Origin of the sequence: Nitrospira sp. (assembly GCA_024998565.1) — a bacterium.
In the GTDB taxonomy this organism is placed as follows: Bacteria; Nitrospirota; Nitrospiria; order Nitrospirales; family Nitrospiraceae; genus Nitrospira_A.
In genome coordinates, this window is record JACOEM010000002.1 from 128920 (window position 1) to 142064 (window position 13145).

General features: G+C 59.7%; 11 protein-coding genes. 8 read left to right on the forward strand and 3 right to left on the reverse strand.

Annotated features, from left to right (window positions below):
- Nucleotides 1–5: 5 nt before the first annotated feature.
- From H8K11_04335 to H8K11_04345, 3 genes are read right to left on the reverse strand one after another with little or no spacing between them, the layout of a single operon-like run.
- Nucleotides 6–989 (reverse strand): fumarylacetoacetate hydrolase family protein, encoded by a 984-nt coding sequence (locus tag H8K11_04335; protein ID MCS6262963.1) that lies wholly within the window; start codon nt 987–989, stop codon nt 6–8.
- Nucleotides 986–2101, reverse strand: coding sequence for a homogentisate 1,2-dioxygenase (locus H8K11_04340; GenBank protein MCS6262964.1), 1116 nt, complete (start codon nt 2099–2101; stop codon nt 986–988). Before H8K11_04340 ends, H8K11_04335 begins: the two co-directional genes overlap by 4 nt.
- 37 nt (nt 2102–2138) lie before the next feature.
- Nucleotides 2139–2735 carry a VOC family protein gene (locus tag H8K11_04345; GenBank protein MCS6262965.1) on the reverse strand — a complete coding sequence of 199 codons (597 nt, stop codon included), beginning with the start codon at nt 2733–2735 and terminating at the stop codon, nt 2139–2141.
- A gap of 225 nt (nt 2736–2960) precedes the next feature.
- Here H8K11_04345 and H8K11_04350 point away from each other — a divergent pair, with 225 nt between their 5' ends.
- From H8K11_04350 to H8K11_04385, 8 genes are all read left to right on the forward strand, one after another.
- Complete coding sequence (locus H8K11_04350) at nt 2961–3728, forward strand: iron-containing redox enzyme family protein (protein MCS6262966.1); 768 nt, start codon at nt 2961–2963, stop codon at nt 3726–3728.
- Nucleotides 3729–3752: 24 nt separating this feature from the next.
- A complete protein-coding gene (locus H8K11_04355; GenBank protein MCS6262967.1) occupies nt 3753–5468 on the forward strand; it encodes a long-chain fatty acid--CoA ligase in 1716 nt (571 codons plus the stop codon).
- 18 nt (nt 5469–5486) lie between these two features.
- Entirely contained in the window at nt 5487–6677 is a 1191-nt protein-coding gene (locus H8K11_04360; GenBank protein ID MCS6262968.1) for a thiolase family protein, read from the forward strand.
- Nucleotides 6678–6708: 31 nt separating this feature from the next.
- Nucleotides 6709–7932: a hypothetical protein gene (locus H8K11_04365; GenBank protein MCS6262969.1), complete on the forward strand. Its 1224-nt coding sequence runs from the start codon at nt 6709–6711 to the stop codon at nt 7930–7932.
- 92 nt (nt 7933–8024) lie between these two features.
- On the forward strand, nt 8025–8813 hold the full coding sequence (locus H8K11_04370; GenBank protein ID MCS6262970.1) for an enoyl-CoA hydratase: 789 nt from the start codon (nt 8025–8027) through the stop codon (nt 8811–8813).
- 36 nt (nt 8814–8849) lie between these two features.
- Nucleotides 8850–10070 carry a patatin-like phospholipase family protein gene (locus H8K11_04375; GenBank protein ID MCS6262971.1) on the forward strand — a complete coding sequence of 407 codons (1221 nt, stop codon included), beginning with the start codon at nt 8850–8852 and terminating at the stop codon, nt 10068–10070.
- 20 nt (nt 10071–10090) lie between these two features.
- Nucleotides 10091–12028 (forward strand): acyl-CoA dehydrogenase family protein, encoded by a 1938-nt coding sequence (locus H8K11_04380; protein MCS6262972.1) that lies wholly within the window; start codon nt 10091–10093, stop codon nt 12026–12028.
- A gap of 54 nt (nt 12029–12082) precedes the next feature.
- Nucleotides 12083–13066 carry a hypothetical protein gene (locus tag H8K11_04385; GenBank protein MCS6262973.1) on the forward strand — a complete coding sequence of 328 codons (984 nt, stop codon included), beginning with the start codon at nt 12083–12085 and terminating at the stop codon, nt 13064–13066.
- Nucleotides 13067–13145 lie beyond the last annotated feature (79 nt).

Here is a 13145-nt window from a genome sequence, read left to right on the forward strand (position 1 = left end):
CTCCTCTAGTTCTGTGCGGCAATAGTCGTTCTCAGAATGCCAATCGGCTGAATCTCCAGTTCGACGACATCGCCGGGTTTCAGATACCGATCAAGCTCCAGGCCGCAGCCGCCGCCGACTGTCCCGGAGCCGAACAGATCGCCGGGATACAGGAACTCACCTCGCGACACATGCTCGATCATTTGTGAAAACGACCAATGGATTGAACCGAAGCGTCCCTCAGACCAGACTTCGCCATTGATCCGGGCGATCATCCGCAGAGCAGCGAGATCCTGAATGTCATCGGGGGTGACGATGCAGGGACCGATGGCGGTGGCGAAATCTTTCCCTTTTGCCGGTCCGAGGCGGCAAGCCATTTCCTGGAATTGAATGTCTCGCGCGCTGAAGTCGTTCATGATCGTATAGCCCGCGATGTAGTTGACGGCATCCCGCTCGGCAATATCGATTCCTTTGCGTCCGATGATGCAGGCCAACTCCAGTTCGTAGTCCAGTTTCTGTGTGTTGAGCGGCCACCGGAGCTCATGATCAGGCCCGATGATCGTCCGGTGGTTGCCTTTGTAGTACACGGGTGCCTTGTACCATTCAGGCGGGATCGGTTGTCCCCGTCGCTTGGAGGTCGCCGCAATGTGCTCCTCGAAGGCAATAAAATCACGCAGGGATGAAGGATTGGGGAGGGGAGCCGTCAATCGGACGCTCGCCGGATCGTAAAAGATGGTCTCACCCGCCGGACCTGCGATGGAGGAACTATGGCCTACCGCATAATCGAATGCGCGACGGGCCGCGTCTGTCGCAGCGGGGCCGCCTTCCAAAAACTCCAACATGGTGGCGGGGACCTGCACGTCGGCGAGGCGGCGCGGTTGTGTTTCGCCCTGATCGGTGAGTCGTCGCGCCTGCGCCATGTTGAGGTCTACGATCGAGGCATTGTGCAACGCACCGATTCTGGTGAAGGTTCCGACGGGAGTGCGCACCTGGAAGCTGACGAGTTTCATGGGCGGCTCCAACTCATCGCATAGTCCTTCAGTTCAACGGCGTCGCATTCGGGCATCACCGTAAAGGCCCGTCGCGATTCGATCATCACGGCGACTTCGTCCGTCTGCTCCTTGGTCTTGCTCGCGGCGATGGCCTGCGGGTGCGGGCCATGATGAATCCCTTGTGGATGCAGCGTGAACATGCCGGGATGAATGCCGGCGCGGCTGAAAAAATCTCCCTGGTGATAAAAGAGCACTTCGTCATAGTCCATGTTGCGATGATAAAACGGAACGCGAAGTGCGCTCGGGTCGCTTTCCAGCGGCCTTGGCGCGAAGGTCGATATCAGCAGTCCGCCGGCTTGAAAGGTCATGTGCACGCTGGGCGGGAGGTGATAGCGCGGGCTGATGACCGGACGAAAATCCCGGACATTCAACTTGGCGACCCAGAGGTCACCCTTCCAGGCCGCGACATCCATGGGATAGAACGGGTAATACACCCGGGTGTAGTCACCGTCCCGCTTGATGCGCACTTCCCATTCGTGTCGACTATGGGCGTCTTCAGGAGGCAGCGCCAGTTCCGGTGCGGTGAGGACCCCCGGATCAAATAACGCATGGCGGCCGAGCGGGCCTCGATCCGGCACTTCGACAGGCGCCGTAGTCTCGACCATGAGAAACAGCCCCGGCTCTCCCTTCGTATCGACATGGACTCGATATGTTGTGCCTTTCGGGATCACCAGGTAGTCGCCCGGTTCATAACTCAAGAATCCGTAGTCCGTTTCCCACCGACCGCGCCCACGATGCACAAAGACGATTTCGTCCCCGTCGGCATTGCGCACGAAGTGAGGCATCGTTTCCGCACGTCTGGACAGGGAGACTCGGGCATCCGGACTCTGCAAGACCAGGGTTGGGCGTCCGTCGGCGGAATGGTAATCGGCGGTCGGCAACTCGGTGCAGGTAAACGCTCGGGGGCGGAGCGGACCGTCGATCCTGCTCCACGCAGTCGGTGGATGGTGGTGGTAGAGGTGCGAGGAGGGGCCGCTGAACCCCTGACGACCATGCTCTTCCTCATGGAGGCCGTCGGGAACGCCGACGTGTGCCTGATTGGGAGGAGCGCCTTTTTTCACTAAGTACATCACGAACCTCCTGATGCCTCAGGGACGGCTCGATGTTTTACGACGTCGACTGAAACGACTCGGATGGCGTGTCTTTAAAGGGAAGCGGAAGGGTCTCGTAGTCGATGATTGTTTTCTCGATTCCTCTGGTTTGATCCCGCTCAATATCTCTATAGAGCGCTTCGACGGTCGCGCGCACGAACGTCTTGGATTCCTCCAGCCCGTGCTGCCGTTGGGTCAGTTCCAGGAACAGGCCGCACCCGGGGAAGAGGGGATAGGTGAATCGCTGCTTGAGGGGCCCGAAGCCGTCCCGGCCATTCTTGGTTTCTCCGGAGAATCGGACTCCATGTGATTCCCATTCGCGACAGACCGCTTCGATGTCATCGACCTCTAGGGCGATGTGCTGAACCCCTTCGCCGTATTTGTCGATGAAGTCACAGATCTGGGACCGACGTGCCTTATTGCGGCCTTGCATGAGCGCGATTTTCGCATCGCCCCGTTGAACGACCACGGTGTCCATGCTCGACATGTCACTGCCGACATCCTGAGCGGACCAAATCACGTGAAAGCCGAGTACGGTGGTGAAGAGGGATTCGACGGCGGCGAGATTTTTCACGCAGAGCGTGATGTGATCAATACCGATGGCTTCTTTCATGGTGGGTCCTCCTACGCGGCCTCGGAAAACGTGGAAGGGACTCATGCCATTGTCGCGATCGGGAAGAGCAGGATTCACATACGCTCACACTATATAACATAATAGTTGCATCGTTCAATATAGATTTTGTATCATTTGCCATGGCGACGAATATGAGAAAGGAAATTCGCATGCAGTTGGGTTGGGACGAGACGGGACATCCCGGTATGACCGCGGAGGTGCACGATGTCGTTTTACGAACATGTGCGCGCGGACGTGCTCCGGCATGGAGCGATCAATAATACCTACCTAACACGGTTTCAAGCCGGTGAGGTGACCGACAGAGAGTTCCACGAATTTGCCGTCGAGTTTTATAGTTTTGCGCGATTCTTTCCCCGCATCCTTGCCGCTCAATTAGTCAACACTGAAGATGAGGCCGTGGCCGATGAGCTGACGAAAGTCCTCTACTCGGAACTCGGCGACGGCATCGTCAAGCATCGCCACGAATTGCTGTACCGGAATTTCCTCCGGTCGATTGGCATCGACATTCATGACGCGATGCACACACCCATGAAACCCAGCACAAGGGCGTATATCCAGGGAATGGAACGGCTTTATAGCAGCAGGCACCACGCGACGGCGTTGGGAGCGTCCTTTGGTCTTGAGAACATGGCCATCACGATGTGGGACCATTTGATTCCAGGGTTGACCCGGTTGAAGCAGGTTCGGTATCCGCGCATGGACATGAGGTATTTCACCTTCCACCGCCAACTCGAATCTGCGCATGAAAAAGCCATGGAGCATGCCGTGGAAGCTGTCGGAGGAGCGGGGGCGAATGGGTGCGCAACGATGAGCGCACAAGAGCATAGAGATTTTTGCCTGGGAATGAACGCGGTGCTGGACTATCTCGAAGGGTTTTGGATGGGGCTGGAACGAAAGGCGTCCGGTATCCGACGGAGCCGGCCTCAGCCGGCGCGGCAGTTGGCGAGTGAACTGCGCGGACAATCGCATTGACCCGGCTGCGGGTCGGAGGATCACATGGAGCGCGTGTGGATCAGCCGCTACGATGCGGGTGTTCCTCTCTCCTCCGCCTATCCGGAATGGACCGTCCCGGACCTGCTTCGTCGCTCCGCCTCATGTTTTCCCGAATCGACCGCTCTCTTCTTTTATGGCGCGCGTCTTTCCTTCCGTGAACTGAACGATCTGACCACGCGTTTTGCACATGGGTTGCTGCGGCTCGGCGTGAAGAGGGGCGATCGGGTCGCTCTCATGCTGCCGAATATTCCACAGGCGGTCATCGCCTATTACGGCGTACTAAAGGCCGGAGCGATTGTCGCGCCCATGAATCCTCTGTACGTCGAACGTGAAATTCACAGTCAGCTGGCCGACGCCGGCAGCGAGATCATCGTTGCGTTGGATCTGTTTTATGCCCGCATTCAGGCCGTCCGCGAGCAGACGGGTCTGCCCGGACGGATCATCATCACCAGCCTCGGAGATTTTCTTCCGACCGTGAAGCGGCTGCTCTATCCGCTTAAGGCCCGGTTGGCAAAGCGCTGGGTGGCGGTCGAGAAGACTCCCCCGGTCTATGATTTTCTTGCACTGCTCGACGCGGCATCCCCCCGCGCCGAAGATGATTCCCCGCTTCTACCCTCGGTGGAGCCGGACGCGCTGGCCCAGATTCAATATACCGGCGGCACGACCGGCACTCCCAAGGGTGTCATGCTCTCGCATCGTAACGTGGTGGTCAATGCGATGCAGGGGCGCCTCTGGTGTTCGGATTTTCAGGAGGGGAAGGAAGTTTTCCTGGGCGCGGTGCCGTTTTTCCATTGTTATGGGCTGAGTACTTGCCAGAATCTCGCCGTCGCGACCGGTTCTCAGATCGTCCTGCTCCCGCGATTCCATGCGGAGGAGGCGGTGAAATTGATTCATCAGCACCGGGTCACCATTGTGTCGGGCGTGCCGGTGATGTTCGCCATGATCACAGATTGTCCGAAAGTAGGACGGTACGACTTACGTTCGATACGGGTCTGCCTTTGCGGAGCCAGCCCCCTGCCGACCGAGGTGCAGGAACGATTCGAGCGGTTGAGCGGGGTCAAGATTTCAGAAGGATACGGGCTGACCGAGGCGGGTCCCACTACCCATTGCAACCCGATTCACGGGGATCATCCGCAAGGCTCGATGGGGTTGCCGTTTCCCGATACGGACGCGCGGATTGTGGATGAAGAAACGGGCATCCGGGACATCCCTACGGGACAAGCGGGGGAACTGATCGTCCGCGGGCCTCAGGTGATGCAGGGCTACTGGAGGAACACCGAGGACACGCAAGCGGTGTTGCGCGACGGCTGGCTCTACACCGGAGATATCGTCACGCGTGATGAACATGGATTCTTCTTTTTTCTGGATCGCAAGAAAGATGTCATCAAGCCATGGGGAGAGACTGTCTATCCGCGAGAGGTTGAAGACATCCTTTATCAGCATCCCGCCGTGCGTGAGGCGGTGGTGGTGGGCGCTCCCGACCACCATTACGGAGAAGCGGTCAAGGCGTTTGTCGTGCAGAAGGGGGGATGTGCCGTCACCGAGAGAGAGCTGATCGAGCACTGCCGCCGCTCGCTGGCACGATTCAAGGTCCCGGTGGTTATCGAATTCCGCACTGAATTGCCACGCACCATTATCGGGAAGGTGTTGCGACGCGCCTTGCGCGCTGAGGCGGATCCGGTCCCGGTCGGTATGCAGTCGTCGCGCAAGGCGATGTGAGGCTGCGAGGAGGGCACCATGAGAGAGGTCGTCATCGTCGCCGGCGTACGCACCCCTATCGGTAACTTCGGCGGTGCCCTGAAGGACCTTCCGCCTCACAAGATGGGGGAATTGGTCGTGCGAGAAGCCGTCTCGCGTGCCAAGCTGGATCCCCGGCTCATCGACGAAGTGATCGTGGGCTCCGTTGGTCACACGAGTGATGCCTACAACGTCGCTCGTGCGATTGCGCTTATGGCCGGACTGCCTGTGCGTACCCCGGCCTATTCGGTGCAGCGCAACTGCTCCTCCGGTCTCCAGCCGTTCGTCAATGCGTACCAGAACATTCAAAGTGAGGATGCAGACGCACAAGTTGTGGGGGGAGTGGAAAGCATGAGCCGCGCCCCGTTTGTCTCACGGGACATGCGGTGGGGAAAACGGCTCCGCAATGCCGAATTGATCGACAGTATCTGGGAGGGATTGACCGATGCGTTTTGCGGCCAATTGATGGGTCGGACGGCCGAGAACCTGGCTGAGGAGTTTGGCATCGGTCGTGAGGAGCAGGATCGATATGCGGTGGAGAGCCACCGCCGGGCGTTCAAAGCCATTCGGGAGGGCCGGCTCAAGGATGAGATTCTGCCTCTGATGGTGCCGAAGTCGGTGGCCGGACGTGATGTCGCACCGGCGGTCGTCTCGCAAGACGAGGGGCCGAATGTCGGGTTGACGGAGCAGCAACTCGCGCTCTATCCGCCGCTCTTCAAAGAACAGGGGACCGTCACGGCGGGGAACAGTTGCCCCCTCAACGATGGCGCCGCTGCAGCGATCGTCATGTCCTCCGCGCGTGCGCGTGAGTTGGGCTGTCGCCCGCTCGGCCGCATCAGAGGGTATGCCTTCATCGGCGTGGAGCCGACGCGTATGGGGATCGGTCCCGCCGAAGCGCTCCCGTTGGCACTCAAGCGCGCCGGTGTCACCCTCACCGATCTTGAACTCATCGAAGTGAACGAGGCTTTTGCCGTGCAGTACCTCGCGGTGGAACGTGTGTTGGGACTCAAGCGGGAGCTCGTCAATGTGAACGGCGGGGCGATTGCGCTGGGTCATCCGGTCGGCATGACGGGTTCCCGGCTGGTCATCACGATCCTGTACGAGATGCAGCGGCGTGGCGCTGCACTCGGTGCCGTGGCCCTGTGTGTCGGCGGCGGGCAGGGCGCTGCGATGGTGTTGGAACGCATGTGACCGGTGCGTGTCGAGCGACAGGAGTCGTCCCATGTACATCTATAAAGTCGGTGTGGTGGGTGCCGGTACCATGGGCGCGCAGATTGCTGAAGTGGTGAGTTATGCCGGCGTGCCGGTGCTGCTGGCAGATATACAGGAATCACTGGCCAGGAGAGGCGTCGAATCCGTGCGGGCGATATATCAAGCCCGCGTGGACAAAGGCAAGATGACGCCTGAGCAGCTGGAAGAGAAAATGCTGCTGGTGACGGCCTCGCCGAACCTCGAGGCTCTCCATGATGTCGATCTGGTGATCGAGGCGGTCTCAGAAGAGATAACGCTGAAACAGCGCGTGTTCCGCGAACTGGACCGGGTCTGTGCGCGAAGTGCCATCCTGGCGAGTAACACCTCCGCGCTGTCCATATCAGCCATCGGGGCTTCAACCACGAGGCCCGGTAAGGTGCTCGGACTTCATTTTTTCAATCCTGCCTATGCGATGCCGCTGGTAGAGGTCATCCCCGGCCTGGCCACCGATCCCCAGACCGTCGATGATGTCGTCGGTTTTGCCGAAAGTCTCCGCAAGACGCCGGTGATCGTGAAGGAATGCGCAGGTTTCCTCGTCAATCGCCTGCTCTCTCCCTATCTGAATGAAGCCGTGTGGTGCTTCCAAGACGGCGATGTGTCCATCAAGGAGATCGATCAGGACATGGTGGCATTCGGCATGCCGGTCGGCCCATTCATGCTGCTGGATACCGTCGGGCTGGATATTGCGTTCGAGGTCGCGCGCATTCTCCACCGATCCTACGGACCCCGGATGGCGCCGGCGCCGCTTCTCGAAGCCTTGGTCAAGGCGGGGCGATGGGGAATCAAATCAGGACGGGGCTTCTACGAGTATTCGGGGGGCGAGGAATGGAGCCGCGATCAGGACCTCGATACTCTGCTGCAGCAAGTGCGGCAGGGCGGCGGGCAGACCAGGATGGAATGGACCAGATTACGCCCTCTCCTCGCCATGGTGAATGAGGCTGTGACTGCGTACCAGGAGGGCGTCGCGTCGGCGCGAGATATCGATCTGGCGTTGGTGGCGGGAACAGGATTTCCCAACGAGAAGGGAGGACCGCTGCATGTTGCCGACCAGCTTGGGATCGACCATGTGTTGCACGAACTGGAAGCATTGCGGGATACGCTGGGCGTACGCTTCTGGCCGGCGCCGATGTTGCGCCGAATGGTTGACGCCGGCTTCACCGGACAGCTCGCGGGACGAGGGTTCTTTGCCTATTAACGCTCTTGTCGGCGGGGCAGGATTGGTATGCCCGTCCCTTTCCCGATCGCATCCATGTGGGAATACCCACCATTCAATGTTGTGAGGCTCATATGACGACGACAGCCGGTTCGATGCTTTCTTGCACTGTCGAGGGGGCGGTGGCCACTTTGTTGATCAACCATCCTCCCGCTAACACCCTGACACCTGAACTCCTTGCCGAGCTGAGCACAATGTTCGATCAAGTTGCCAAGGACGAAGCGGTAACAGTGGTCGTGTTGACCGGCACGGGTCGATTCTTCATTGCCGGGGCAGATATTCGAGTCTTGGCCTCGATTGCTTCGTCAAAGGAAGGGGAGGCCATGGCTCTGCAGGGCCAGGCCATCTTGGATCGGATCGAAGGGGTTGGAAAACCGGTGATCGCTGCCATCAACGGGATTTGTCTGGGGGGAGGACTGGAATTGGCCATGTGTTGCCATATCAGGCTTGCCGCGGAAGGGAGCCGATTGGGCCAGCCGGAAATCAATCTGGGGATCATGCCGGGATTCGGCGGCACGCAGCGACTTGCCCGGATCATCGGTCAGTCGAAAGCCATGGAGCTGATCCTGACCGGTGAGCCGATCTCGGCGCAGGAAGCAAAGACGATTGGTCTCGTATCGCAGGTCGTTTCCCCTGAGGATCTCCTCCGTCAGGCTCAGGGGCTGGCGCGCACGATTGCCTCGAAAGGCCAGATGGCGGTGCGCGCGTCGCTTCGGGCCATCCGCCAGGGTGTCGAGCTGAATTTTCATGACGGCCTGGCCTTGGAAGCGCGCCTGTTCGGAGAGTTGTGCGACACGGCGGACAGACGGGAAGGCCTGTCCGCGTTTCTGGAGAAGCGGCAGCCGCATTTCATGGATCGATGAATGGCCGTTGTCCGTTGAGTCGATGTGGAGCCCACGATGGCACCGTCTTTCAGCAAGCGGGCCCTGGCGTTGGGCGGAGGTGGCTTCACCGGCTACCTCTTCGAAATCGGCGCGTTGACCGCCTTGGACGATCTCTTCGAGGACGGTGTGACGATGAACGATCTCGATCTGTATGTCGGCGTGAGTGCCGGAGCGGCGGCGGCGTCACTGTTGGCCAATGGAGTCAGGCCGCAGGAGATTCTGGACACGAACCTGTCCGGCACCAGACCCTACTACTTTGATCATCGTAACGTGTTTTCTCCTGCCATCGGCGAGGGGCTCAAAACGGTGTGGCGGGTGACCCGGCAACTCGTTCCGCTGCTGAAGCTCTATGTGCGTCACTATGGAGAGATGACGTTCATCGATTTGCTCGATAAGGCGCAGGATGCGCTGCCGAGCGGTATTTACACGCTGGAGCCTTTTGCGAAGTATCTCGAGGCGATCTTCAAAGTCAAAGGGTTGAGCGACCGGTTCGCCGGACTCGCCAAGGAACTGTACATCCCGGCCATCGATCTGGAAACAGGCGATGGCGTGCTGTTCGGCGACGAGGATTGGCGGGACGTTCCGATCTCACGTGCCGTGACGGCCTCCTCCGCAGTGCCGATTTATTTCTGCCCGGTCCGGATCCAGGGCCGGGACTACATCGATGCCGGCATCGGTCGCATGGCCTTCTTCGAGGTCGCCGTTCAAAAACATGTGGACTTCATGATCATGATCAATCCGATGGCACGAGCACCGAAGGCGCGGTCACGGCACGCGCAGTCGGCCGTCGGCAAGCCCGGAAATCGATTGCGGGACAGGGGCTTTTTGTCCATCGGGGAACAGGCCTCCCGCATCAATTTCGATGCGCGTTTCTCGCAAGCCTTGGAGCGCTTCCAGCAGGACTATCCGGAGAAGGAAGTGCTCGCCATTTCGCCGGTGGAAGCCGATGCGCTGCTGTTCGAACGGAGTTTTCTGAGTTACGACGACCGGATCCATCTCCTTCGGGCCGGATATGTGGCGGTGATGACGCTGGCACGGGATCGGTGGGGGGACCTGTCCGCGCAGTTCGCGCGCCATGGTCTGGTGATGTCGCGGACCAGGTTCGAGGACCGCGCCGGGCGGCGACTCGCGCGGCTCGATGAAGTCGCGAGGGTGGCTGATCCGAACACCCGTCAGCCCATGGTTGGGCCGGCGCGCATCGGCGGTATCGGCGCGGCCTGGCGCAAGGCCAAGTAAGCCACGCCGCAGAGGTACGTATGACGACCGAAGCAAAGATGTTCAAGGGGTCGCTCGCGGCAGCCGAAGCCGCTCGTGATACGCGTGCCTATTCGGGATTTATGGCAGGGCTATTCGAAGGGGTCGTTCGGAGATCGCTGTTTACCTCTGCATCGATCCCGGCGATGAGCGGGGACGCGAAGGAATTTCTCGACACCCTCCGCCTGCTGCTGATCGAGAAAGTAGATCCGGAAGCCATCGATAGAGAAGGCGCGATCGGTGAAGAGGTAATCGAGGCGTTCAGAGCGATCGGCGCCTTCGGGATCAAAATCCCGCGCAGCTACGGCGGGTTGGGGCTTTCGCAGTCGGAGTATCACACAGTGGCGACCCTCCTCGGCAGTCATGACGCGGCGACCAGCGTGTTGCTGTCGGCCCACAATTCGATCGGAGTGGCGGAACCGGTCAAGCTGGTGGGAAATCGTGAGCAACAGCAGCGGTTGCTGCCTCGATTGGCACGAGGAGACATATCCGGATTTGCGCTGACGGAAAAGAGTGCGGGGTGTGATATCTGGGATCTCAAAACCTACGCGATTCCTGTGCATGAAGGCGGCGTCCTGGTGGGCTATCGGCTCACGGGTGAGAAGTTGTACACGACGAACGCGCCTCGTGAGGATCATGAGTTCCTGGCCTCACTCCTTGTCGTCATTGCTCAGATCGTCACGGTGCCCCAGGACGTCGATCGCCCCAAGGAAGAGCGGCGATTCGGAGCGTTTGTGGTGGAGACGCAGTCGGCGGGGTGCCGCTGCACGCGCCTCAGCTTCATGGGTGTTCGAGGCATCTATAATGGGCAGGTGCATCTGCGCGATGTTTTTGTGCCGGTGGCCAACCGGCTGGGAGAAGAGGGCGAAGGCCTGCGGCGCGCTTTGGAAAGCCTCACGGTCGGACGACTCACACTACCTGCCGCCTGCCTGGGCAGTCTGAAGCAATGTCTCCGGTTGGCGCGTGTGCGGGCCCGGCAACGCATTCAATACGACCGCCCGATCGGGGAGCATACGGATATCGGGTCGAAAATTGTGGTGATGGCGTCCCGCGTGCTCGCGCTCGAGGCCATCGTGAAGATCACGGGAATCTGGACCGACGCCAAGGTGGATGTACGGCTGGAGTCGGCGGCGGCGAAAGTGCTTGCGACTGAGTGGCTGTTGGAGTCGTTGCTGGATCTGTTCCGCATCTACGGCGGTCGCGCGTTCGAGACGCCTGATTCGTTGCGTCTCCATGGGGACTTGCCGGTGCCGATCGAACGGATGATCCGGGACGCGCTCATCAATGTGATCTGGGAAGGGAGTAACGGTATTCTGACGTTGTGGATTGCGCGGGAGGGACTCGGCGAATATGTGACGCAAGGCAGGGCTTTTCTGGAACGCGGGATCGAGGACATGGCTCAGGCCGTGCCCTTTTTCGCGAGAATCTCCGCGCGAGCCTTCAATCCGATTGCCTTTCTTGGGCGAGGTGTGCGATCGGGGGCCGATGCGGCTCCGTGGGAGCGGTTTGTGTCGCAACAAAGCCGGGCGCTCGCGCGGAAGGCGCTGTGGGTCAGCGCCCGTGACCGGCGCAATCTCCCGCGCAATCAACGGGTGCTCAGAAGCCTGGTGACAGCCGGCCTGCAGCTATTTGCCGTGGAAGCCTTGTTGTGGTACGGATCACAGCCGGAAGTCCGGGAGCATGCCTTGTCGCGGGCGCTGGTTGAAGATTTCTGTCTGCGAGTCAAAGAAACATTTCATCCCACCCCCTTGCTCTCTCTGACGACGCCCTTGTGGGATGACGATCGGAGGTTGTTTCATCTGGCCAAAGACATACTTGCGGGCAAGGCCGGGTGGTTGGAGGAGGGCATCATCCCGTCCTGCCCGGGCGGGCGAACCGGTGTTGCCGAACCGGCCGGTGTGGTGACGGGCGCTTCGGTGGAGACCTGGTCAGGGATGTGAGGCGGAGATGAGAGTGGTTGTTGCTTCCCAGGATTCATGTTCAACGGAGTCTCTATGACGGAAATTTCCGGGTACTTCGAGGCGATTAAAGACCGCTACGCGTTGACCAGTGATTATACGCTGGCCGAAAAGCTTGGCATCGCGCAACCGGATGCCAACTTGATGCGGCGCGGGCTCAAGGTTCCCAAACCAGAGCTCTGCATCAAAATCGCGAAGCTGCTCGACAGAAATCCGGTGGAGCTTCTCCTGATCGCGCAAAAGGACAAGGCCCCGAAACAGGCGAAAGAATACTGGACCCTGGCGCTGACGGCCGTGGATGTCATGTTGCATGTGCCGAAACGTCCCCGGTATCTCCCGAAGAAGGTCGAGGCAATCGGCAGGGAATTGAAACAGCTGGAGTCGCAAACCCTTACCTATGAAGGCGCCGCTGCCAATGCCGAGGCGGTCCGTCTGATGGAGACGGCGGAGCAGTCCGTCGATGCGATGATGGAACGGTGGAACATTTGGAAGAAGGGGGAAGCCCTGTATCCCAACTATCTGTTGGCGAATCAGGCTGCCGCGCGGCGCCAGGTCAAAATCAGACGCCTCCTGATTCTCACTCAGGCGCAGATGCAGGACAGCATGACGGTGTCCGATGCGGTGAATGTCATGGACGATCAGCAACGTGCCGGCGTCAAGGTATTCTATGCGTTTCGGGAAGCGCTGGTGCAGTCACCCACCTTTCAGCGGCTCGAAGAGGATTTCAGGAAACACGGCGCTGCCGAAGACATGAATACGGCGATGTTCGATCGCGAAATTTTGATCTTCTCGCAAACCTACGGCACAGTCCCGCTCGGCATGGTCGGCACACCTACGCCCATCACTATGATCAATCGGCTTCAGATCTCATGGAAACCGGAGATGATCCGGGACCTGGATCCGGCCCCGCTGTTCGATATGACACGCTATGTGTTCGAGTATGAGGGGGCTGGTTCATTCCGGGAACAGCTGGCCCGGTTCACGCGGTCGATGCGGGAGCTTCCCCGCCGAGCCGTCTAGCAGGCTGCGGAACAACTCGATTGTCGCGCAATACGGTGTGATCAACTCGTGCGCCCTGTCGGTATCAGCATCACCCGCA